We start from the raw sequence: 19,761 nt of genomic DNA, 5'->3' as shown, positions 1-19,761 counted from the left end.
CCTGGTCCGAAGCCTGGTCCGAAGCCTGGTCCGAAGCCCGGACGCTTCGGCCGTCGACAGCCCGCGCCACGCTCCTCGGGCCACGCGGTGCGGGTACGGCCACGTCGCCCCCGGGGCCCGCGTCCGACCCTGCGACCCGCGTCACGCGCGGGCGAGGCCCCGCTCCGTGCGGGCAGGACCACGCCGACGTGCGAGGCACGGGCTTCGGCCGTCGACAGCCCGCGCCACGCTCCTCGGGCCACGCGGTGCGGGTACGGCCACGTCACCCCCGGGGCCCGCGTCCGACCCTGCCACCCGCGTCCACGCGCGGGCGAGGTCCCGCTCCGTGCGGGCAGGACCACACCGACGTGCGAGGTACGGGCTTCGGCCGTCCACGGCCCGGGTCGCCCGGCGCACGTCCGCCCGTCCCCCGGCCCGTGTCACGCGGGGCCGTGTTCCAGTGGTCCCCGCGGCCGCGTGTCCGCAGGCCCCGGTCAGCGACCGCCGTTGTACGGGCCGTACGGGCCGTCGCTGCTCGAACCGCGGCGGGCGCGGCCACCACCCGGGAGGCCGCGCAGGGCCGGGCGGACGTCGACCATGTACACGATCGTCGCGATGAGGCCGATGATCGGCAGGAACGACAGGATGTTGAAGATCAGGTTCACCACGAAGGCGAGCCCGAGGATGATCAGCCAGAAGGGCTTGGTCTGCTTGTCGGCAGCGCGGTAGGCGTCCTCGCGACGGATGGCGGCATCGATCATCGCGAAACCGCTGAAAAGGATCAGGGCCATGCTCAGCAGCCACATGAACCCGGAGAATCCCTGCATCAGCACAACGTCCACCACCCGTATCGGCCAGTCCCTACGCGGCCACCGTACCCGCAACCGTCCGGCCGCTACCCGAAAGAACGGGCCGGGCACCCCAAGAGTGCCCGACCCGTCATCTCTCACCCGTCCGTGTCACACGGAGTCACCTCAGCCGGAACGATCGCACCGGGAGTGACCGCACCCGGAGTGACCGGCGGACGCCGTGCGCGCCGTGTCACTTGCCCGACGGCGTCGTCTTCTTCGCCGGGGTGGCCTTGCGAGCGGCCGGCGCCTTCTTCGCGACGGGCTTCTTAGCGGCGGTGGCCTCGGCCGGAGCCGCGGCCGGCTTGGCCGTACCCGTGGCGGGCTTGGCCTCGGCCGGCTTGCTCTCCGGCTCGACGGCGATCGCCAGCTCCTCGATCTCCTCGGCGGCCTCGCCCCGCCAGGTCCGCACGGCCTGCTCACCGTGCTCGGCGACCTTCTCGTAGGTCTCACGGGCCTTCACGGCGTACTCCGCGGCCATGCCGACACCGCGGAGCGCGAGGTCCTGGGCGGACTCGCCCAGCTTCTTGAGGTCGGAGTCGAGGGAACCGAGAAGTTCGTTGACCCGGATCTGGACGTTCTCCTGCGTCTCCTTGACGCGGGCGGTGGCCTTCTCCTGGACGGCCTTGGGGTCGGTGTTGCGTACGGCCTCGATACGGGCCGGCGCCTCGCTGCGCAGCTGGTCGACCAGGCTGGGCACCTTCTTGGCCTGCTGGAGGGCGAGGTCGGCGGTGCCTGCGGCGAAGTACAGCGGCCGCGGGTCGGTGAGGGTCTTACGCAGGTCTTCGCTGATGGCCATGGTGCTGGTCCTCCCGGTGGCTTTCTGTGAGGGTTCGGGGGCTCCGCGGCGTCCGCCCGGCTCAGCCGGCGGATCGCCCCTGCGGGTCGGCGTCGGTGCCGTCGGCGGCACGGGTGTCGCGTACGGCGCTGTCGCCACTGCCGCTGCTGCCGTCGCCGTGTCCTGTGCCGCTGCGATCACGGGGACCGCTGGGACCGCTGTCGTCGTGGGTGTCGCGACCACCGCCGCTCCCGCTGCCGCGGCCGCCGTCACCGTCGTCGGTCAGGTCACCGTGCTGTGCCGCGCCCGCCTTGCCGGCCTCGAAGCCGTTCTCCTTGCGGAACGACTCGTAGACCTGGAGCAGCACCTGCTTCTGCCCCTCGTTCAGCGTGGGATCGGCGAGGATGACGGCGCGCGTCTCCACCTCGTCCCGGTCCCGCTCGGCGTCGAGGATGCCGGCCCGCACGTACAGCGTCTCGGCGGAGATCCGCAGCGCCTTGGCGACCTGCTGAAGGACCTCCGCGCTCGGCTTGCGCAGCCCGCGCTCGATCTGGCTCAGATACGGATTGGACACCCCGGCGGCGTCGGCGAGCTGCCTGAGCGACAGCTGCGCGTTGCGCCGCTGTTCGCGCAGATACTCACCGAGATTGCCGACGTTGAGCGATGCCATGCCTTCACCATGCCGCGCCGCGCTAACTATTGCAAGCATCCCGCTTGCAATAGTGCGCCATGCCACTCGTACGGCAGCACCGGGCGCCCCGGGCGCCCCACGCGGCAGACTGGCCGCCATGACCGCGACCGATGCGAAAACCGATCTCCACTTCTCTCTGCAGTCCGCCCGCGACGCCCTGCTGTGGAAGCTGGAGGGGCTCTCCGAGTACGACGTCCGCCGTCCGCTCACGCCGACGGGTACCAACCTCCTGGGGCTCGTGAAACACGTGGCGAGCGTCGAGTTGGGCTATCTCGGCGAGACCTTCGGGCGGCCCTCCGGCGAGCCGCTGCCCTGGCTCGACGAGGGAGCCGGGTTCAACGCCGACATGTGGGCCACGGCCGAGGAGTCCCGCGCGTTCGTGGTGGACCTCTACCGCCGGGCGTGGGCACACGCGGACGCGACGATCGACGCGCTGGCGCTGGAGACCGTCGGCAGGGTGCCCTGGTGGCCCGACGGCGAGGACGAGGTGACGTTGCATCACGCGGTCGTCCGCGTGATCGCCGACACGCAGCGGCACGCCGGGCACGCCGACATCATCCGCGAGCTCGTCGACGGGGCGGTCGGGATGCAGAAGGGCAACACCAGCATCCCGACGGACGACGCGGCGCGGTGGGAGGAGTACCGCGGCCGGCTGGAGCGGGCGGCCCGGGACGCGGACAAGGGCACGTGACATCGCAGGGGGCGCAGGCGGGGAGCCGACGCCGGTCCACCTGGCGAGCGTGATGCACGCGGCGGAGGGCCCGGCCGCCACGCCATCGGCATCGGCATCGGCATCGGGACGGACGCGTTCACGCGGGTCACGGAGCTGCCGGGCCGGAGCTGAGCGCACCTCATGCCCCCGAGTACCTCACCCCGCGCCCACCCACCCCTCCACCACGGCGAAGTCCGCGTCCGTGAGCCCCACCCGGTGGTTCACGCGATGCAGGAGGGCCCGCCCAGGGTGATGGGCGCTCACCCAGACGCGGTCGTACCCCCTGATCTCGTCGTCGAGCCACACGAAGGGGCGGCCCGCCGCCCAGGCCACGAGCGTCCGGGTCTTCCAGTGCAGCGGGCCTGGTCTCCCGGCCTCCTCCGGCCAGTCGACGGCCGGCAGCGAGGGCAGGCCGAGCCACGGCGCCATGAGTCCGTTCGCGTCGTCCAGCCAGGTGGTGGCCCACACCAACTCACAGCCCAGGGCCCGCAATCGGGGGCCGAGCGCCGGATCGACCCTGCTCAGCAGCGGGTTCCCGGCGTCCCGTCCGAGCGATGTCCCGTACGCCGGATACGGATGCGCGGCCCCGAAGGGGAGGAGAGTCCCGTCGATGTCCAGGAAGAGAAGCATCGCCCCCAGGCTACTGTGAGCCTCATGACTGCCGGGTTTGCGGCCGAGTGCCGCGTTCGCGTCTGGTGCCCGGCCTCTGAATGAGGCTGAGGCGGACCAGGAGTCCGCCGCTCTCTCTCCGCGCGTTCACGCGCGTTCGTCCACCGATCACCAGTGACGAGCACGACCGAGAGAGAAGAGAGCACCGAGAAGCATGTCCGACGACACCGCCACCGTCGCCCGCCTGCGCGAGGAACACGAACGCATCGCCGCCCTGGTGGAGGACCTGCGCACGGCGATCGGGACGGGGGACCCGGCCATCGCCCGCTCGGAGGTGGAGCGCCTCACGAGGGAACTGGAGGCGCATCTGACCTACGAGGAGGAGCACCTGATCCCGCTGCTCGACGCCTGACGAAAGCCTGCGGCGGGCGTCTCCGGGAAGCCCCGGGAGGCGCCCGCCCCATCCGGTGCGGCCCGCGCCGCGACCCTACGGGCCGGCACCTGGAGATCCGCGTCGTCCCGGTCCGGTCAGTGCGCTCACGAGAAGGGGGTTGGCCTGCGGCAGACCGAGCGAACCAGTTGCCGCCTTCAGGGTCATGGCATAGGAGTCGACCGCACGGCGAACGTTCGGGGCGTGAAGGCCGTCGCCGGTCACCAGGCGGTCCAGATCCACGTACGCCGACCGCGCGATCTCGATCCACCGGTAGACCCGCCAGTCCTTGCGCCAGTCACAGGTGTACTGGGCCGGCAGTCGCTTCTCCCAGCGGCGGAACATGCGGTCCCGGATCTCCGGTCGGGTCCGGGTGAGATGCATGTGCCGGACCAGGTCGTACAGGGGATCACCGACCAGCGCCATCTCCCAGTCGATGATCGTCAGTGCCAGTTCGTCACGGCGGCGTACGAGGTTCCACGGGTTCAGGTCACCGTGCAGCAGCGCGGGACTCCGTGGGGTCACCTGGTTGCGGGCGAGAATCTCGCGGAGGCGGGAGGCCTCGGGCAGCCCCAGTTCCCTGGCGAGCCGCTGCAGTTCCTTCGGCAGGTCTCGGACCAGCATGACGAGCGATTCGCACAGCCAGGCGTGGAATCCTCCCTCGCCGGCCAGCGGGTCGACCCGCTTGTAGTCCACCTTGGTCAGCTCGCAGAGTTGGTCGACGAGCCCGTCCCCCTCGTGCGGCAGGAGGCCGTCCACGGGGTGCCGGGGCGGTTCGTCGATGTCGTGCGATCCGACATAGGTGTGGATGGTGAAGGGATCCCCTTGGTGGTCCCGGCCGAGCACGAGGGCCTTCGGGGCCGCCATCCGGACCCCGGACTCCTCGATGGCCGCCAGCACGGCGTGCTCGCTGAGGTACCGGGGCTCCCGCGGGCACACGTTCGCCACCTTGCGACGCACCACCACGGGGAAGTCGACACCGTCCACCAGGACGACGGAGTTGAGGTGCGCGGTGCCCTTGAACACCCGGACGGCCGGGGCCGCGCCCTCCTGCCGCAGGGCCTCGGCCGCGGCCTCGCGAGGAAAGTCGGGCCGCTCCGGCACCCGCTCGTCCGGCTCCCAGCGGAAGGCTGTCGGCGGACGCCCACGCCCCCGGCGGGAGGCTCGCCACCGGGAGAGGACCGATTCGATCTCGGAGACGCCCGGCGGATTGACGAGCCCCAGTGGCTGAGCCGCCGCCGTCAGAGCCTGGTGCACCGCCGCTGTCGCATCGTCCAGGCTCTTCTGGTCGAACGTTCCTTCCAGCCCGCTCACGGCTCGCATCACGTCCGGGTAGACGGATTGAGCGCGTTCGAAGTCAACGTAGTGGCGCAGGTCCTTGGCCAGGCCGTGCACGGCCGCCGGGCGGACCGCCCCCATGGCCCCGGCCCACGCCTCGATCACCTCGGGCAGCTGGAAGGTCGGGTACCGCATGCGTACGAGATGGGTCGCGAGGTCGTGCAGGGGGTCGCCGTAGGTGGCCAGTTCCCAGTCGACGCAGATAAGAGGCGGATCCCCGGCGTACGACACGATCAGGTTGTCGCGGTGGAGGTCCCCATGGAGCAGGCCGTAGGGTCGCCGCGCCATGGCCGGCACCCGCTCCCCCAGCCGGATCAGGGCGTCCTCCGGGATACCGAGGGCCTTGAACAGACCACCGAAGGCAGTCCAATTGGGCTGCCGGATCTGCCGGTCCGCGAGGTGGACGAGGCGCTGGAGAAAGGCCTGGCTGTCCGTGTCGTTGCCGGGCCAGTGCGCCGGCAGCGGCGGCAGTGCCCCGCGCCGCACCTGGGCAGTCCGCGCGAGCAGCCGGGCCAGTTCTCCTATCAGCAGCGCGTCGACAGGCTTGTCGTTTCCGCAGACGCTGGAGAGCGGCACACCCTCCACGAAGCTGTGGATCGCGTAGCCGTTCCCCTGGGCCAGACACTCCGGAACATGCGGCAGGACCCCTCGGATGGCCCCCAGGATCCGCGCCTCGTCCTCCCAGGTCCTGATCACCACAGGCAGCGCGTCGCGGCGCCTGACCCGGACGGTGACCGGTGTACCGGCCTCGCGGCCCAGCAGGGACGCCACCTTCCTCGTCAGCGGCACCAGGTAGTTCCGGTTGTGATGGCCACTGATCATCTGCCCGTGTGTCTCGGCGTATGCCACGAACTCCACGACGGCGGCGTCGGGTGGGCGCTCCCCGAGGGCGGTACGAGGACGAGGAGGTGCGCCCACTGGCCACTCCGGGGGATCGTTCACAGGATGGATGGACAAGCCGAACGCTAGATGTCCGGGGACGTCCGCACGACTTGAGCCACGGGCGAGTGGGCACATCGGGTGGTGTGCCGGTCGTCCGCAGAGGACCATGGCGGCGGGCCGGTTCGTCCTGCCATAGGGATGCGCTGAAGCCATTGCTCTTGCGGTGCGGGCATGCTAGCGCACAGGACGGTTCTCCTCACTGAGAAAGCGCCAGACCGAACCGAACCACGCTTGCATGCTGTCCACGAAGACCGATCCCGGCGATTCCGGATTCGCGTCCCTCACATGCTGGGTGAGCGTGGCGCCGAGGCCGAGGACATCCAGGGCGGTCACCTTCTCGCCGTCGCCCAGGTCCAGCTTGCGCTCCTGCACCTCGTACGGGCCATGGAGCGCCTCGACGCCGTTGAAGAGATACAGCTTGAACGCCGGTGTCAGCGGTACGTGGTGGATCTGGACGTCGACAGAGGGCACCAGGCCCTCTGTCACCAGCTCCGCCGGCACGCCCTGGAGGGAGACCGTGTGTTGGTCCGTGATGGCGTTCAGACGCGCCCGCATCCGCGGGTCGTCCTTGTCGTCCTTGACCCGGGGTAGGGAAGCGGCTCTTCCTGATCGGTGTGGGGATACGCGCACGCCACAGTGGGCTGGCCGTGGGGGCCGGGGTGGTGCTGGCACTCCTGATGACTCAGGCCTGACCCCGGACCGCCTTCAGGACCGTCTCCAACGAGCCGACGACTTCCGTGGCACCGGCGTCGCGCAGCAGTTTCTCCTTGACGCCGTTGCGCGCGTAGCCGAGAAAGGGGACACCGGCCTTCCGTGCGGCCTCCAGGTCGGAGGGCGTGTCGCCGATCATCAGCGCGGCCGAGGGAGCCTCGCCGAGGGCCCGCAGGGCCCGGTCGAGACAGTTCGGGTGGGGCTTGAGGTGGTGGAGGTCCTGGGTGCGGCCGTAGACGTGAGGCGCGAAGCAGCCGAGGAGTCCGCGGCCCGCCAGGTACTCGCGGACCACGTCGGGGGAATTGTTGGTCGTGACCGCCAACCGCGATCCCGACGCGGCCCAGGTGCGTATCAGCGGATCGGCGTACCCCGTGGGCATCGCCAGAGGGGCGGCCTTCCGCTCCTCTCCGGTGAGACGCGCCTCCAGTTCGACCACCAGGTCACTGCCGCGCTGCCGCCGGTCGACGGCGCGCAGGACGGCGTGCGGGTCCAGGGACAGCCGCTCCCGCTCCGTCAGCAGCCCCCGCAAGCCCCTCCCCTCCAGCCACTCGACGAGGCCCCTCGCCACGTTCTCCGCCGAGTGGCCGGCGAACAGCCGGCAGATCGGGCCGTCGAAGTCCCAGAGGACCGCGCGCGCGGACGCGGTGAGGGCCCGCACCCTTTCGTACTCGTCGCGGCTCTCGGTGCCGGTCTCAGCTGTCACCGCATCAGTCTGCGTCACATCAGAAGTCACTCAAAGAGTGTCAGGTCCGTCGTGATGGTTTCCCAGAGGGCGTTGAACCACCTCTGCGATTGCTCCACAAAGGCCGCGTCCCGGCGGCCGGAGTGCTGTTCGAACGAGAAGAGGAGGGACTCACGACCGAGGACGTCGTACATGTCCAGCGGCCCGCTGCCGTCGTCCTCGGCGCGGCGGGTGACCATGTAGTACGCGATCAGCGCCTCCCGCTCGTTGAGGAGGTACAGCTTCACCGGCGGGGTGAACGGCAGCGCGCGGAACGTGACCCGCACATCGATGCCGTGCGAGGAGCGCAGGGCACGCAGGTTGTGCTGGAGGACCTGGCCCTGCGCGTTGCGCTGCGTCAGCCAGCGCTGGTGCACCGGGTCCTCGTCACCGCCCTTCTCGACCGAGATCGGGAAGGCGAGGTTGATGTCCTGGGAGGGCAGCAGGATGCGGGCGTCGATCGACGTGGGACGCACACGGCCCTCGTAGATCGCGCGGACCGGCTCGCTCATCGCCAGCATCAGGGACTCGGCGGTCAGGCAGGCCGCGTCGATGCGGACGTGCGGTTCGTGGAAGGCCGCCGTCAGCCGGGGGGCGAGGCCGACCATCGTGGGCTGGGGCTCGCCGCTGGCCGCCGCCGGTTCCGCGATCCGCGGCGGGCTGCCCTTGCTGACGTTGCTGAGGAGACCGTCCTCCTGGAGAGCGCGCAGGGCCTGGCGGACGGCGCCGCGCTCCACGCCGAACTCCTCGGCGAGTTCGGCCTGGGTGGGCAGGCGGTCGCCCGCCTTCAGGTCACCGCTGCGGATGCGGTCCCGCAGGGAGTCGGCGATCTCCTGGGGCGAGAGCCTTCTGCTGCCGTTCACTTCCACGTTCTCCTGGGTCACGACCAAACGTTACAACTCAGGACCATCTAAGGGCAGTTGCCTGCAAGTTGTTTATGGACATCCGCCAAGTGGGGACAACTTAGTCAGAGTTGGTCACCAACTTTGCGCCACCTCAACCGAGTTGGCGGAAGCTTTGCCTCACCGGCTGCCAGAAGGGGGAACCACCGTGCCGGTCCTCGCACTCCTCTCCGCGGTCTTCGTCATCGGCTTCGAGCAGATCGTCGCCTGGCAGTACGGCGCGACGGGCGTCGTCGGCCTGCTCCTGCTCGCCATAGGCATCAAGGCGAAGAGCCCGACCGTCAGCTCCATAGGAGCCGTCGTGCTCGCGGTCCTTGTGACCGGGCCCGCCATGTGAACCAGCCGCACTCCCGGGGGGCGTCAGTTCGTGAGCACCAGTTCCGAACTGATCGTCTCCCACAGCGCGTCGAACCACAGCCGGGACTGCTCCACGAACGTCGCGTCGCGCAGCCCGCCCGCCCGGTCGAAGGCGAACAGCATCGACCGGGTGCCTTCGGCGTCGTACAGCTCCAGCTGTTCGTCGTCGATCTCCGCCTCGCGGCGCCCGAGCGTGTAGTACGCGAACAGCGCTTCCGCGCCGTTGAGCAGGTAGAGCTTCACCGGAGGGGTGAACGGCAGAGCGCGATAGGAGACCCGCACGTCGATCCCGTGCGACGAGCGCAGCGCCAGCAGATTGTGCTGGAGGACCCGCCCCTGGGCGTTGCGCATCGCCAGCCACCGCCGGTGCAGCCGGCCCGTGTCCGCCGCGTCGAGGTCCACCGGCGTCGGAAAGGCGAGATCGATCTTCCGGCTGGGCAGCAGGACCCGTACGTCGACCTTGGCCGGTTTCAGCTCTCCCGCGTGGATCCGGCGCAGTGGCTCGCCGATCGAGAGGGTGAGCGATATCGAGGTCAGACACAGGGCGTCGATCTCGACGTGCGACGCGGCGAAGGCGTCCGCCACGCGGGGAGCGAGGGCGACGGTGGTGGGCTGCGGCGGGGCTTCGGGACCGGCGGGCATCCGGCCCGGGTCGACCGCCACCGTCGCCGGGCTCCCCTTGGACACGTTGGTGAGCAGGCGCTCGTCCTGCAGGATGCGCAGGGCCTGCCGCACCGTCCCCCGGTCCACGCCGAACTCCTCCGCCAGCGCCGCCTGGGTGGGCATGCGCTGGCCCGGCCGCAGGTCCCGGTCCTTGATCCGCGCGCGCAGCTCGTCGGCCACCTCACGGTGTGACATGTGTGGCGACTGTGGCCGCTTCCGTCCATTGACGGAGACGTGTTCCGGCTCCACGACCAAACACTACAACTTCTCGCCATCTTACGTCAGTTCAGATGTAGGTGGTTATGAGACGCTTCCAAGTGGAGATAACTGAAGTGAAGTTGGTAGCCAACTTCTGCAACATGGTCAAAAGTCACGAGGGTTGGCCACCAGAGCGGGACTTGCGAAGGGGGACCGAATGCCGCTCATCGCCATCGTCATCGCCACCCTGGCCATCGGGGTCGAACAGTTCATCCAGTGGAAGTTCGGACCGATGGGCATCGTCGCCCTGGTCGCGCTCACCATCGGGATCAAGGCCAAGAACACCATGATCGGCGGCATCGGAGCAGTGCTCCTGGTGATGCTGCTCGCCCAGACGGGCTGACCAAGCTCCCTTCCGGAGGGGAGCCGGGAGCTGGGTCGGTCGGTACAGCCACAACTGCACAGCGACAACTGCACAGGGACGAAACGAACAGCCACAACTGAACAGCGCTACGTGCACAGCCACAACCGAACAAGCACAGCCACAACTGAAGAGCACGCTACGGATAGCGAAACCGTCCACCGTCGCCGGCAGAGGGGAGCACTAGAACAGGTCCGGGCACCAAGGCCGCCTGGACGTGCGGAGCAGGGCGTCGGCCGAACGGGCGGCGCCCGCTCGTTCTTCCCGGACCCGCCCCAGCGCGGCCAGCCGTACCGCCGACTCGTCGCCCAGCCACAGCGCCGCCAGGTCGGCGACGTCCAGCGTGAGATCGGGGCTCCGGTCGCTCGGCGCGCAGGACGCGCCCTGCTCCGACGCCTCCAGCCGGTACCGCCCGCCCGTGAACCCGCCGGCGTCCACGACCTCCAGCACCAGCGCCCCCGAGCCCTCGTACGTCCGCGCCTCCAGCGCCCGTACGACGTCCAGCACCCGCACCCACAGCCAGTCCGCCTGCCCGGTCAGGCGGGCGGCGCGCGGGTCCGGCAGAAACATCGGGAGCAGGTCGTCCGGGGCCCGCCAGCCCGACTTCACGTGCGTGACCCAGTCGATCGAGCACAGGAAGTGCCACAGGGCACGCTCGGCGGCCGGTGTCACGGCGATCAGCCAGTTCACGTCGGCCGTGTTCTGCGGCTGCTTGCCGTGCCACGCGTCGTCCGACTCGTAGGAGACCAGGCCCTCGATCTCACCGGCGGCCGAGCGGTAGGCGGCGTAGTACGGCTCGGTCCAGGAGCTGCCGAAGCGGACGGCGCCGGTGTTGAGCCGCCACCACAGCTCGCCGCGGCTGACCGCGCCCGGCTGCGTCCGCCGCAGGCGTGCGTGCAGTTCGGGGCCGAGCTTGCGGACCTCCTCGGCCTCGACCAGGTCGATCCGGCCGCCGTCCTGGGGCCCCGACCAGCGGCGGTCCAGACCGGTGCGCGGTACGTCGACGGTCCACTCGGCGGCCGTGGTGGCGGGGCCGAAGCCGTAGCGGCCGTAGATCGGGTACTCCGCGGCGACCAGCGTCGCGACGACGTCCCCGCGCTCCTTCGCCGCCTTCAGGTCCTGGCTCATCATGCGGCTGAGCAGACCGCGGCGGCGGTGCGTGGGACTGACGGTGACGTTCGAGACGGCGTCGGCGGGCACGGAGGCGCCGCCCACAGCGGTGATCTCCTGCGCGAACGAACGGAACGTCGCCACGCACCGGTCCCCGTCGAACGCCCCGAGCAGCCGCCCCGGCACGAACTGTGCCCGCCGCGCCTGCAGTTGCTCCTCGGTCAGGGTGGGCCTCTGCAGGAAGCCGACGCTCATGGCGCGCTGCCACGCCGCGAACTCGGCTTCGGTGATCGGGCGTACGGGGAGCTCGTCGCGGCGCGTCATGAATGCACGGTAGGCATACCCGGGCTCGGGTGTCGCGGGGTTTTCCCCCGCGGGGCCGCGCCGTCCCCGTGGGACGGGTCCGCGTCCTGAGCCCCGACCCCGCGTCCGGGGCCGTCCGGGGCCGAGGGCCGCCCGACGGGCTCGTGCGAGCCGCACCGGGCGGAACCTGACGGAGCCGCGCCACCCCGCCTCACATCAGCAGGTCGTCGACCTGCGCCTCCCCCTCCCGGTAGCGCCGCGCGATCTCCGCGCTGCACTCGTCCGCCATCCGCTGCAGCCGCTGCCGGCGCCGCGACACCTGCTGCTCGTACCGCACGAGGCGCCCCATCGCGGCGGTCAGTTCCCCGTCCGTGCGGGCGTCCAGGGCGGACAGCTCGACCTCGGCCAGCATCTCCGCGGCCAGCCGCCGGTACGCCTCGTTGTGCGGTGTGCCCAGCGTGACGTGACGTGCGGAGGAGCGGTGCCGGGCCGGGGCGTCCGTGAGGATCTCCGGCAGCCGCTGGACGACGGACGCCTCCGCCGTGCCCGTGTCCACCAGCGAGGCCGGTCCCCTGCGGGCGAGCTCCGCGCGCAGGATGTCGATACGCCCCTGCAGCAGTCGTCGTACGTAGCTGAGATCCGCCTCGTCGCGCTGGGCGTCCCGGCGCAGGGTGCGCAGTTCGGCCAGGCTCAGCGTGGTCAGATCGTGCGCGGGCGGATCGGGCGGCAACTGCGGACTGTCCGTGCGTTGCACGGGTGGCCGCAGTGGCTCCCCGGCTTCCGCTTCGGTCAACGAGACAGCCCCAGGCGGCTGCCCGGTACTCGGTGTTCTCATGTGCCTCAACCGTCCCCTCGACCGGCGTGTGCCAAGCATCGTGCCACTCCGAGTAGCCGCTATGTGACCGAGTGCCCCCGAACGGCCCCAGATGGGGGCTCAGGGATCAGAAAGAGCGCTGGTACGGACCATCCGCGAAGCTCTGTGACGCGGCCGGGCATGATGGGGCGCATGCGTGCAGTGGTGCAGAGGGTGGACGGCGCGAGCGTCGACGTCGACGGCGAGACCGTCGGGGAGATCACCGGCGAGGGGCTGTGTGTCCTGGTCGGCGTGACACACGAGGACAGCGAGGAGAAGGCGGCGCAACTGGCCCGGAAGCTGTGGACGCTGCGGATGCTGCACGACGAGAAGTCGTGCAGCGACATCGACGCCCCTCTCCTGGTGATCAGCCAGTTCACCCTGTACGGCGACGCCCGCAAGGGCCGGCGCCCCACCTGGAACGCGGCCGCCCCCGGCGAGGTGGCCGAGCCGCTGGTCGACGAGGTGGTCGCGCAGCTGCGCGCGCTGGGCGCGACGGTGCGCACGGGCCGGTTCGGCGCGCGGATGCGGGTCGGTCTGACCAACGACGGCCCGTTCACGGTCCTGCTGGAGATCTGACCGGCCGCCCGGACAGGGCCTCCTACGGCTCGACGACGACTTCCTGGGCGGCGGCCGTCGTGTCGGCCACCAGGCGCGCGTCCACGGGTACGTTCCGCTTCACCAGTGCCAGCGCCACGGGCCCCAGCTCGTGGTGGCGTGCGGAGGTCGTCACGAAACCGATCTTGCGGCCGTCGGGGCCGTCGTCCGCGAGCCGCAGCTCGGTGCCGGCCGGCGGCAGATGCACCTCGCTGCCGTCGAGGTGGAGGAAGACGAGCCGGCGCGGCGGCTTGCCCAGGTTCTGCACCCGGGCGACCGTCTCCTGGCCGCGGTAGCAGCCCTTCTGCAGATGGACGGCCGTGCCGATCAGGCCCAGTTCGTGCGGGATGGTGCGGTGGTCGGTCTCGAAGCCGAGCCGGGGCCGGTGCTGCTCGACGCGCAGCGCCTCGTACGCCAGGATCCCGGCCGCGGGTCCGCTCTTCGCGGTGTACGGCTCCAGGTCGGCGCGCGGCAGGAAGACATCACGCCCGTGGGCCGTCTCCCGTACGGCCGCCCCGTCCGGCACCTCGGCGATGGAACCGGCCGGCAGATGGACCACGGCGACATCGGCCGTGCGGTCGGCGACCTCCACCCGGTAGAAGAACTTCATCGACTCCAGGTACGCGATCAGCGCGTCCTGGGTGCCGGGTTCGACATGGGCCCAGACGGTGGTGCCGTCGTCCACGAGATAGAGCGCGTGCTCGATGTGGCCGTTCGCGGACAGGACCAGCGCCTCGGTGGCCTCGCCGACGGGCAGGTCGCTGACGTGCTGGGTGAGCAGCAGATGCAGCCAGCTCAGCCGGTCGTCGCCGGTGACGGTGATGACCCCGCGGTGCGAGAGGTCGACGAAACCGGTGCCGTCGGCGAGGGCGCGCTGCTCGCGGAACAGGTCGCCGTAGTGGGCGGCGACACCTTCGTCCACCCCTTCGGCGGGGACGGCGCCGGGCAGGGACAGCAGGGGGCTCTTCATACGCACAAGCCTACGACCCGGTAGGCGCACTCTTGCCGGTCGAAGCCGGAGCGGAGCCCGGCACGGAGCCCTGGGCAGAACCTCCCGCGGAGGCCGCCGCCGTGCAGCCCGCGCACCGGCCGAAGATCGCGAAGTGCTTCATGTCGGTGTCGAAGCCGAACGTCTCCCGCAGCTTGGCCGTGAACTCGGCGGCCACGGAGACATCCGCCTCGATGACGTCGGTGCAGTCGCGGCAGACGAGGTGGAGGTGGTGGTGCCGGTCGGCCAGGTGGTAGGTCGGCGCCCCGTGCCCGAGATGGGCATGGCTGACCAGCCCGAGCTCCTCCAGGAGCTCCAGGGTCCGGTAGACGGTGGAGATGTTGACCCCCGACGCCGTCCTGCGCACTTCGGCGAGGATCTCGTCGGGGGTCGCGTGCTCCAGGGTGTCCACGGCTTCGAGCACGAGTTGCCGCTGCGGCGTCAGCCGGTAGCCGCGCTGCCTGAGGTCGCTCTTCCAGTCGGTGCTCACCACACCCCCGAGTCTATGGCTACTTGAAGAAAGCGATCCCGTCGTCCGGCAGGTCGCCCGGCAGGGCCTTGGCCCAGCGCTCGACGTCCTCCGGCGTGACGACCTTCTTCAGCTGCGCGGACATGTAGGGCCGCAGTTCGACCTCGGGGGTCTGCTTCTCGCCGACCCACATCAGGTCGCTCTTGACGTAGCCGTACAGCCGCTTGCCCCCGCTGTACGGGCGGGAGGCCGCGGTGCGCGCGACGGCGTCGGTGACCAGGTCGATCTGCGGCTTCTGGTCGGCCAGCTCGCCGTACCAGATCTCGATGACGCCGTCGTCGCGGGTCATCGTGACCTCGACCTTGCGGGCGGCGTCGATGCGCCAGAAACCGTGCTCGGACTCCAGCGGCCGGACCTTGTTGCCGTCCTGGTCGAGGACCCAGCTGTGGGACCGGTACTCCAGGAAGTCCCGGCCGTCGTGCGTGAAGGAGACCTCCTGCCCGAAGTTGCACTTCTCGTCACCGGGGAAGTCGTGCACGCCGGCGCCGGCCCAGTCGCCGAGCAGGAAGACGAGGGGGACGAGGTCCTTGTGGAGGTCGGACGGGATCTCGATCATGAGCAGCTCAGACTTCTCGTACGGACAGGGGGGTGGGTCAGCGCTGGCCCTGATACAGCTTCTTCACGGCCAGACCGGTGAAGGCGAGGACGCCGACGCAGACCAGGACCAGGAGGATTTCGAAGAAGAGGATCACGGGATGCTCCTAGGTGAGCGGGGTGCGTGGTGCACAAGGCCGGGCCCCAGCTTACGCGGATGGGGCCCGGCCCTCTCTGTGAGGTGCCCTCAGCGCAGCAGCTGACTCTGCAGGACGACCGTCTGCTGGAACGGGACGGCGGGCGCCCCGCCCTTGCGGGACTGCACGATCACCGCGTACACGTCACCCGCGGACAGATACGCCTGGCGGACCTGCTCGCCGCCGTAGGGCTCGGGCTCCGTGTAGGCGACCCGGGCGACCCCGGTGACCGCGGCCGACTCCGGGAAGTCCTCGTCCTGGACGGCCTCGTGGGCGCCGCGCAGCGGATGCACCGGTGAGGCGAACGCGACGTTGTCCATGGCGATCTCCACGTCGACGACCTGGGCGGTGTCGAACTGGAGCAGATAGACCCGGGTCCGGGTCCCGTCCGGGGCGGTCCAGCCGCGGGCGGCGATGTGCCGCAGACCGGTGTCGACCAGTTTCTGCCCCAGTTCCTCGCGGCCCTCCTCCGCGTACTCCGCGAGGTAGTCCTCGGTCGGCAGCCAGCCGTCCGCGCCGCGCAGCGCCTTGTCCTCCTTCGCCCCGGCGGGGGCGGGCAGCACGAGGGCGCGCAGATCGGCGTGGTGGGCGCCGGCCGTGTTGGTCTCGGCCAGCGGCCCCGGGCTGCCGGACGGCAGCGGCGGCACGGTCAGCTCGGGGTAGTCCCAGCGCCCGTCCGACTCCGTGGCCAGGCCGGGGACGTCCGTGCGCGTCATGCCCGTGATCCCGTAGGCGGTGGCCGTGCCGACGGCCGCGAACACGGCCACGGCCGCGGTCCAGCGCGCCACGGCCCGCAGGACGCGGCGATCTCTGGGCGCGGCGACGGCGGCCACGGGGGGCTTCGGCGCGTCGGTGGACTGCGGCGGCTCGGTGAGCGGCTCGGTCTGCGGTTCAGTGAGCGGCTCGGTCTGTGTCGGAGCGACTGGCTCCGCCTGTGTGGTCCGGTCGGTCATATCGCCTTCCCCGGCTCGGCGATCCGGTCGAGTTGGGTGCGTACGAGGGCGGCGACCGCGCCGCTGTCGAGCGTCTCGGTACCGGCCGCGGCGACGGTGACCAGCACCTGGCCGACATGGGCGGAGCAGAGCATCGCGCGTAGTTCGTCCTCGTCCGCCTGCGGGGAACGGAAGCACCCGGCGTCCTTGTGGCCCTTGATCTTCGGCCCCTTGCGGGCGCCCAGTGCGTCGTACAGCCTCTGATGCGACTCGTCGAGATCACGGACCGCGGCCCGGTTCTCCATCCGGGTCAGCACGATGGTCGCCGAGAAGATCTCCTCGTTGCGGAGATACGTGATCGACTCCCCGCTGACGTAGCTGCGCATCGCCATTCCGGCCGCACGCTGCCGGTCGATGCGCTTCTCCAGTTCCTTGCGCAGGGAGCGGGGCACGCCCCGCAGTGACTCCTTGCTCAGCGCCGTGGCCTGGGCGCCGCTCAGCTCGGCGTCGGAGCCGAACTCCGCGAGGTCGGGTCCGCGGACCCAGCCGTCGGTCCCGTACGGCACCAGCACCGCGGCGAGCCCGTCGGACTCCGGCGCCTCGTGGGCCTCGCGGGCCGCGGCCTGGTCCTTCGGGAACTTCCAGCGCGGGTCGCCCGCGTCGCGGTCCGCCCCCCGTACGGTCACGACGGTCGCGCACACCCCGGCGACCATCGATCCGGCGAGCAGCAGGCAGCCCGCGACGGCCGCCAGGCGGCCACGCCGTACGGACCGGCGCACCGGGGTGTCCGCCGCCTCCTGCCGCGACTGCGGCTCCCGCTCGGGTGACCGCTCCGTCTCTGCCTCGGTTCCACTCACAGCCGCTCCATCTGCCGCTCGGCCAAGCTCATGATCGTCTTCATGGCGACCGGCCGTTCGCCGTAGATCCAGATCTCCATCGCGATGTCCCCGCGCGAGGCGTGCGCCTGGGCCTGGTAGACGGGCACGTACCCGGGCCGGCCCTCCGGCCGGGTGTCGACGTACGCCATGCCCTCGCCCGTCCCCGGGATGGGCCGGCTCTGCACGCCGTCGTCCTTCTCGGCCCACCCTTTGTGGTTGTCGGCCGAATCGGCGGCCACCAGGCTCTCCTCCTGGCGGAACTGCACCAGCCGGATCTCCACGTCGTACGAGTCGTGCGTCTCCCAGCCGACGACGGCGGCCCGGCGGAACTCGTCCGTGACGAGGGAGTTGAACTTCAAGGTGGGATCGGTGAAGTCGCCGGCGTAGTCCGTGATGTCCAGCCAGCCGTCGGCCCCCATCTGCCAGTCGGCGTCCTTCGTCCCGGCGGGCCTCTTCAGCAGCAGCTTGCGCAGGTCGCCGTCGACACGCACCTTGCGGTCCTGCGCGGCCGACAACGGCTCGGGGGCGGGACCCGTCGCCCGTGGCACCACCGGCTGCGACAGCGGCGGCAACGGTGTCGGCTCCCTGCCGGCCTGCACCTGGTATCCGACGCACGTACCGGCGACGACACCGAGGACGGCCGCACCGGCGATCAGCAGCGCGGTACGGCCCCGCCGGCGTGGCGGAGCAGCACCGGCGGTGTCGGCGACCCCGGCGGCGACAGCGCCGGTGGCCGTCTCGGTGACCGCCGCGCTGTCGGTACCGGGGGCCGTCTCCGTCACCGGCGCGGTGTCGGTGACCACCGCAGCACCGGAAGCCGTCTCCGTCACGGGCGCGGTGCCTGTAGCCGCCTCCGTCACCGGCGCGGTGTCGGCGGCCGGGGTGGCGGGTCCGGCGCCGGTTCCCTCGGCGGCCGTGCCGGAGGCGGCGGCCGTACCCGCGCCCTCGTCGGCCTCGGCCGTCCGTGTCGTGCCCGGTCTTCCAGAGTCTTCCAAGACGCCCCCCACAGGACATGAGGCGCGGATTCCCTTCCCGCGCCCCACAGGTGACTCATGGTCCGCACCCGGGGTTGCGGCGATCTTGATTACGATTCGACCATGGCGAAGAAGCTAGTGATCAAGGTGACGGCGGGCGCCGACGCCCCCGAGCGGTGTTCGCAGGCGTTCACCGTGGCCGCGGTGGCGGTGGCGAGCGGTGTGGACGTGTCTCTCTGGCTGACCGGTGAGTCCGCCTGGTTCGCGCTGCCGGGGCGGGCCGCCGAGTTCGAACTGCCGCACGCCGCACCGCTGCCGGACCTGCTCGACTCGGTGCTGGCCGCCGGGCGCCTCACGCTGTGCACGCAGTGCGCGGCCCGCCGGGACATCACGGAGAAGGACGTCATCGAGGGCGTGCGGATCGCGGGCGCCCAGGTGTTCGTGCAGGAGGCGCTCGCGGAGGACACGCAAGCCCTCGTCTACTGAGCGGGCGGAGGGGTTTCCGTCCAGAGGCAGAACGGGTGGCCCGACGGGTCGTAGAGGACCCGTACGTCGGGCTGCGGCTGGTACGCCGCGAGGGTCGCGCCCTCGGCGAGCGCCCGCGCGGTCTCCGCCTCCAGGTCGTCGACCTCGACATCGAGGTGGAGCATCATCTGCTGGTCGCCGGGGTCGCGGGTCGGCCAGACCGGGCGTACGTACCCGGGCTCCGTCTCGAACGCGAGGGCGATGCCCGCCGTGCCCGGCGGCGGGCCGATGAGCACCCAGTGGGGCTCCTCGCGGCGCACCTCGTACCCCAGCAGACGCAGGTAGAAGCCGGCCAGTTCGTGCGCGTCGTGCGCGTCCAGCACCACGGTGGACAGTCTTGCGGGCGACATGCCCGTCTTCCTACCGCGGCTTCTTCTTGCCGTCCAGCTCGTCCCACCACTCGTCGGACTGCGGATCACCGGAGGGATCGTCCCACCAGCGGTCGTCGGGCCCCCTGCGGTTGGCGACCATCGCCGCCACGGGCGGGATCACCATGGCCACCACGCACATGCCCACCGCCGCCGGGGTCGACCACAGGCGCACGACTCCCCAGGCCAGGACGAACAGCCCGATGCAGACGCCCATCATCGCGAAGTAGACGTGCCGTCGGCGCGCGTACATACCTCCAGCGTAGGTCCGCGGCCGCGAAGCGCACGCGAAAGGGCCGCGTCCCGGGTGTGCCACCCGGGACGCGGCCCCGCGATCGGCGCCGGGTCGTCAGACCGCGATCGCGACCTCCGCCAGGCCACCCTGCTGGGCGACGACCGTGCGGTCGGCGGTGGCACCGCCGGGGACGAGGGCGCGCAGCGTCCAGGTGCCCTCGGCGGCGTAGAAGCGGAACTGACCCGTCGCGGACGTCGGCACCTCCGCCGTGAACTCGCCCGTCGAGTCCAGCAGACGGACGTAGCCCGTCACGGGCTCGCCGTCGCGGGTCACGTGACCCTGGATGGTGGTCTCACCGGGCTTGATCGTCGAGGCGTCGGGGCCGCCGGCTTTCGCTCCGCACATCTATGTCTCCAGAAGGGTCTGACCGGAGGGCCG

26 protein-coding genes are annotated in these 19,761 nt (G+C 71.0%); 6 read left to right on the top strand and 20 right to left on the bottom strand.

Annotation, left to right across the window (positions count from 1 at the left end; genetic code table 11):
• Positions 1 to 473: 473 nt before the first annotated feature.
• The 3 genes from ACWCPM_RS30845 to ACWCPM_RS30835 all read right to left on the bottom strand — a co-directional run bounded on the left by ACWCPM_RS30845 (position 474) and on the right by ACWCPM_RS30835 (position 2,275).
• Positions 474 to 806, bottom strand: a complete 333-nt coding sequence (locus ACWCPM_RS30845; RefSeq protein ID WP_450979553.1) for a DUF2516 family protein — start codon at positions 804 to 806, stop codon at positions 474 to 476.
• A 214-nt stretch (positions 807 to 1,020) separates the two neighbouring features.
• Entirely contained in the window at positions 1,021 to 1,626 is a 606-nt protein-coding gene (locus tag ACWCPM_RS30840; RefSeq protein WP_450979552.1) for a hypothetical protein, read from the bottom strand.
• Between the two features lie 61 nt (positions 1,627 to 1,687).
• The gene (locus tag ACWCPM_RS30835; RefSeq protein WP_450979551.1) at positions 1,688 to 2,275 is read right to left on the bottom strand and encodes a helix-turn-helix domain-containing protein; all 588 of its coding nucleotides are present in this window, start codon (positions 2,273 to 2,275) and stop codon (positions 1,688 to 1,690) included.
• Between the two features lie 118 nt (positions 2,276 to 2,393).
• Between ACWCPM_RS30835 and ACWCPM_RS30830 the strand changes: the two genes are divergently transcribed.
• Positions 2,394 to 2,987 carry a DinB family protein gene (locus tag ACWCPM_RS30830; protein ID WP_450979550.1) on the top strand — a complete coding sequence of 198 codons (594 nt, stop codon included), beginning with the start codon at positions 2,394 to 2,396 and terminating at the stop codon, positions 2,985 to 2,987.
• Between the two features lie 177 nt (positions 2,988 to 3,164).
• Here the strand turns inward: ACWCPM_RS30830 and ACWCPM_RS30825 are convergent, their stop codons facing one another.
• A complete protein-coding gene (locus ACWCPM_RS30825) occupies positions 3,165 to 3,638 on the bottom strand; it encodes an HAD domain-containing protein (RefSeq protein WP_450979549.1) in 474 nt (157 codons plus the stop codon).
• A gap of 193 nt (positions 3,639 to 3,831) precedes the next feature.
• Here ACWCPM_RS30825 and ACWCPM_RS30820 point away from each other — a divergent pair, with 193 nt between their 5' ends.
• Entirely contained in the window at positions 3,832 to 4,029 is a 198-nt protein-coding gene (locus tag ACWCPM_RS30820; RefSeq protein WP_450979548.1) for a hemerythrin domain-containing protein, read from the top strand.
• A 75-nt stretch (positions 4,030 to 4,104) separates the two neighbouring features.
• Here the strand turns inward: ACWCPM_RS30820 and ACWCPM_RS30815 are convergent, their stop codons facing one another.
• The 4 genes from ACWCPM_RS30815 to ACWCPM_RS30800 form a co-directional block, all read right to left on the bottom strand.
• On the bottom strand, positions 4,105 to 6,207 hold the full coding sequence (locus ACWCPM_RS30815) for a phosphotransferase (protein WP_450979547.1): 2,103 nt from the start codon (positions 6,205 to 6,207) through the stop codon (positions 4,105 to 4,107).
• 294 nt (positions 6,208 to 6,501) lie between these two features.
• Positions 6,502 to 6,882 (bottom strand): hypothetical protein, encoded by a 381-nt coding sequence (locus ACWCPM_RS30810; RefSeq protein ID WP_450979546.1) that lies wholly within the window; start codon positions 6,880 to 6,882, stop codon positions 6,502 to 6,504.
• A gap of 127 nt (positions 6,883 to 7,009) precedes the next feature.
• Positions 7,010 to 7,741 (bottom strand): HAD family hydrolase, encoded by a 732-nt coding sequence (locus ACWCPM_RS30805; RefSeq protein ID WP_450979545.1) that lies wholly within the window; start codon positions 7,739 to 7,741, stop codon positions 7,010 to 7,012.
• A 26-nt stretch (positions 7,742 to 7,767) separates the two neighbouring features.
• On the bottom strand, positions 7,768 to 8,649 hold the full coding sequence (locus tag ACWCPM_RS30800) for a GntR family transcriptional regulator (protein ID WP_450979544.1): 882 nt from the start codon (positions 8,647 to 8,649) through the stop codon (positions 7,768 to 7,770).
• Positions 8,650 to 8,809: 160 nt separating this feature from the next.
• Here ACWCPM_RS30800 and ACWCPM_RS30795 point away from each other — a divergent pair, with 160 nt between their 5' ends.
• Positions 8,810 to 8,998, top strand: a complete 189-nt coding sequence (locus tag ACWCPM_RS30795; RefSeq protein WP_450979543.1) for a hypothetical protein — start codon at positions 8,810 to 8,812, stop codon at positions 8,996 to 8,998.
• Positions 8,999 to 9,021: 23 nt separating this feature from the next.
• On the opposite strand, the gene ACWCPM_RS30790 is transcribed toward ACWCPM_RS30795, so the two are convergent.
• A complete protein-coding gene (locus ACWCPM_RS30790) occupies positions 9,022 to 9,936 on the bottom strand; it encodes a winged helix-turn-helix domain-containing protein (RefSeq protein ID WP_450979542.1) in 915 nt (304 codons plus the stop codon).
• Between the two features lie 160 nt (positions 9,937 to 10,096).
• On the opposite strand from ACWCPM_RS30790, the gene ACWCPM_RS30785 reads away from it, so the two are divergent.
• Complete coding sequence (locus tag ACWCPM_RS30785; RefSeq protein ID WP_450979541.1) at positions 10,097 to 10,282, top strand: hypothetical protein; 186 nt, start codon at positions 10,097 to 10,099, stop codon at positions 10,280 to 10,282.
• A gap of 201 nt (positions 10,283 to 10,483) precedes the next feature.
• Here the strand turns inward: ACWCPM_RS30785 and ACWCPM_RS30780 are convergent, their stop codons facing one another.
• Together ACWCPM_RS30780 and ACWCPM_RS30775 are read right to left on the bottom strand one after the other, a co-directional pair.
• The gene (locus ACWCPM_RS30780; RefSeq protein WP_450979540.1) at positions 10,484 to 11,734 is read right to left on the bottom strand and encodes a GNAT family N-acetyltransferase; all 1,251 of its coding nucleotides are present in this window, start codon (positions 11,732 to 11,734) and stop codon (positions 10,484 to 10,486) included.
• Between the two features lie 190 nt (positions 11,735 to 11,924).
• Positions 11,925 to 12,548 carry an RsiG family protein gene (locus ACWCPM_RS30775; RefSeq protein ID WP_450979539.1) on the bottom strand — a complete coding sequence of 208 codons (624 nt, stop codon included), beginning with the start codon at positions 12,546 to 12,548 and terminating at the stop codon, positions 11,925 to 11,927.
• 171 nt (positions 12,549 to 12,719) lie between these two features.
• Between ACWCPM_RS30775 and dtd the strand changes: the two genes are divergently transcribed.
• Positions 12,720 to 13,145, top strand: a complete 426-nt coding sequence (gene dtd, locus ACWCPM_RS30770; protein ID WP_450979538.1) for a D-aminoacyl-tRNA deacylase — start codon at positions 12,720 to 12,722, stop codon at positions 13,143 to 13,145.
• 22 nt (positions 13,146 to 13,167) lie between these two features.
• Here the strand turns inward: dtd and ygfZ are convergent, their stop codons facing one another.
• The 6 genes from ygfZ to ACWCPM_RS30740 form a co-directional block, all read right to left on the bottom strand.
• Positions 13,168 to 14,133 (bottom strand): CAF17-like 4Fe-4S cluster assembly/insertion protein YgfZ, encoded by a 966-nt coding sequence (gene ygfZ / locus ACWCPM_RS30765; protein ID WP_450979537.1) that lies wholly within the window; start codon positions 14,131 to 14,133, stop codon positions 13,168 to 13,170.
• A 10-nt stretch (positions 14,134 to 14,143) separates the two neighbouring features.
• Complete coding sequence (locus tag ACWCPM_RS30760) at positions 14,144 to 14,644, bottom strand: Fur family transcriptional regulator (RefSeq protein WP_450979536.1); 501 nt, start codon at positions 14,642 to 14,644, stop codon at positions 14,144 to 14,146.
• Positions 14,645 to 14,660: 16 nt separating this feature from the next.
• Positions 14,661 to 15,236 carry an FABP family protein gene (locus tag ACWCPM_RS30755; RefSeq protein WP_450979535.1) on the bottom strand — a complete coding sequence of 192 codons (576 nt, stop codon included), beginning with the start codon at positions 15,234 to 15,236 and terminating at the stop codon, positions 14,661 to 14,663.
• Positions 15,237 to 15,461: 225 nt separating this feature from the next.
• Positions 15,462 to 16,364: a hypothetical protein gene (locus ACWCPM_RS30750; RefSeq protein ID WP_450979534.1), complete on the bottom strand. Its 903-nt coding sequence runs from the start codon at positions 16,362 to 16,364 to the stop codon at positions 15,462 to 15,464.
• Positions 16,361 to 17,200 carry a hypothetical protein gene (locus ACWCPM_RS30745; protein WP_450979533.1) on the bottom strand — a complete coding sequence of 280 codons (840 nt, stop codon included), beginning with the start codon at positions 17,198 to 17,200 and terminating at the stop codon, positions 16,361 to 16,363. Before ACWCPM_RS30745 ends, ACWCPM_RS30750 begins: the two co-directional genes overlap by 4 nt.
• Positions 17,197 to 18,216, bottom strand: a complete 1,020-nt coding sequence (locus tag ACWCPM_RS30740) for a hypothetical protein (protein WP_450979532.1) — start codon at positions 18,214 to 18,216, stop codon at positions 17,197 to 17,199. Before ACWCPM_RS30740 ends, ACWCPM_RS30745 begins: the two co-directional genes overlap by 4 nt.
• A 102-nt stretch (positions 18,217 to 18,318) precedes the next feature.
• On the opposite strand from ACWCPM_RS30740, the gene ACWCPM_RS30735 reads away from it, so the two are divergent.
• Positions 18,319 to 18,681 carry a DsrE family protein gene (locus ACWCPM_RS30735; protein ID WP_450979531.1) on the top strand — a complete coding sequence of 121 codons (363 nt, stop codon included), beginning with the start codon at positions 18,319 to 18,321 and terminating at the stop codon, positions 18,679 to 18,681.
• Here the strand turns inward: ACWCPM_RS30735 and ACWCPM_RS30730 are convergent.
• The 3 genes from ACWCPM_RS30730 to ACWCPM_RS30720 all read right to left on the bottom strand — a co-directional run bounded on the left by ACWCPM_RS30730 (position 18,675) and on the right by ACWCPM_RS30720 (position 19,728).
• On the bottom strand, positions 18,675 to 19,070 hold the full coding sequence (locus ACWCPM_RS30730) for a VOC family protein (RefSeq protein ID WP_450979530.1): 396 nt from the start codon (positions 19,068 to 19,070) through the stop codon (positions 18,675 to 18,677). The genes ACWCPM_RS30735 and ACWCPM_RS30730 overlap by 7 nt on opposite strands.
• A gap of 10 nt (positions 19,071 to 19,080) precedes the next feature.
• Entirely contained in the window at positions 19,081 to 19,341 is a 261-nt protein-coding gene (locus ACWCPM_RS30725) for a DUF3099 domain-containing protein (RefSeq protein ID WP_450979529.1), read from the bottom strand.
• Between the two features lie 96 nt (positions 19,342 to 19,437).
• Positions 19,438 to 19,728: a DUF1416 domain-containing protein gene (locus tag ACWCPM_RS30720; protein WP_450979528.1), complete on the bottom strand. Its 291-nt coding sequence runs from the start codon at positions 19,726 to 19,728 to the stop codon at positions 19,438 to 19,440.
• Positions 19,729 to 19,761 lie beyond the last annotated feature (33 nt).

This window comes from Streptomyces sp. NPDC002309 (genome assembly GCF_053593375.1).
This window is presented reverse-complemented; position numbering and strand designations above follow the sequence as displayed.

Coding starts and splice junctions, on each gene's coding strand:
- ACWCPM_RS30775 (WP_450979539.1), bottom strand. CDS start 12,548: ATGAGAACACCGAGTACCGGGCAGCCGCCTGGGGCTGTCTCGTTGACC.
- ACWCPM_RS30780 (WP_450979540.1), bottom strand. CDS start 11,734: ATGACGCGCCGCGACGAGCTCCCCGTACGCCCGATCACCGAAGCCGAG.
- ACWCPM_RS30825 (WP_450979549.1), bottom strand. CDS start 3,638: ATGCTTCTCTTCCTGGACATCGACGGGACTCTCCTCCCCTTCGGGGCC.
- ACWCPM_RS30725 (WP_450979529.1), bottom strand. CDS start 19,341: ATGTACGCGCGCCGACGGCACGTCTACTTCGCGATGATGGGCGTCTGC.
- dtd (WP_450979538.1), top strand. CDS start 12,720: ATGCGTGCAGTGGTGCAGAGGGTGGACGGCGCGAGCGTCGACGTCGAC.
- ACWCPM_RS30720 (WP_450979528.1), bottom strand. CDS start 19,728: ATGTGCGGAGCGAAAGCCGGCGGCCCCGACGCCTCGACGATCAAGCCC.
- ACWCPM_RS30815 (WP_450979547.1), bottom strand. CDS start 6,207: ATGATCAGTGGCCATCACAACCGGAACTACCTGGTGCCGCTGACGAGG.
- ACWCPM_RS30810 (WP_450979546.1), bottom strand. CDS start 6,882: ATGCGGGCGCGTCTGAACGCCATCACGGACCAACACACGGTCTCCCTC.
- ACWCPM_RS30845 (WP_450979553.1), bottom strand. CDS start 806: ATGCAGGGATTCTCCGGGTTCATGTGGCTGCTGAGCATGGCCCTGATC.
- ACWCPM_RS30735 (WP_450979531.1), top strand. CDS start 18,319: ATGGCGAAGAAGCTAGTGATCAAGGTGACGGCGGGCGCCGACGCCCCC.
- ygfZ (WP_450979537.1), bottom strand. CDS start 14,133: ATGAAGAGCCCCCTGCTGTCCCTGCCCGGCGCCGTCCCCGCCGAAGGG.
- ACWCPM_RS30750 (WP_450979534.1), bottom strand. CDS start 16,364: ATGACCGACCGGACCACACAGGCGGAGCCAGTCGCTCCGACACAGACC.
- ACWCPM_RS30830 (WP_450979550.1), top strand. CDS start 2,394: ATGACCGCGACCGATGCGAAAACCGATCTCCACTTCTCTCTGCAGTCC.
- ACWCPM_RS30730 (WP_450979530.1), bottom strand. CDS start 19,070: ATGTCGCCCGCAAGACTGTCCACCGTGGTGCTGGACGCGCACGACGCG.
- ACWCPM_RS30840 (WP_450979552.1), bottom strand. CDS start 1,626: ATGGCCATCAGCGAAGACCTGCGTAAGACCCTCACCGACCCGCGGCCG.
- ACWCPM_RS30755 (WP_450979535.1), bottom strand. CDS start 15,236: ATGATCGAGATCCCGTCCGACCTCCACAAGGACCTCGTCCCCCTCGTC.
- ACWCPM_RS30785 (WP_450979541.1), top strand. CDS start 10,097: ATGCCGCTCATCGCCATCGTCATCGCCACCCTGGCCATCGGGGTCGAA.
- ACWCPM_RS30835 (WP_450979551.1), bottom strand. CDS start 2,275: ATGGCATCGCTCAACGTCGGCAATCTCGGTGAGTATCTGCGCGAACAG.
- ACWCPM_RS30820 (WP_450979548.1), top strand. CDS start 3,832: ATGTCCGACGACACCGCCACCGTCGCCCGCCTGCGCGAGGAACACGAA.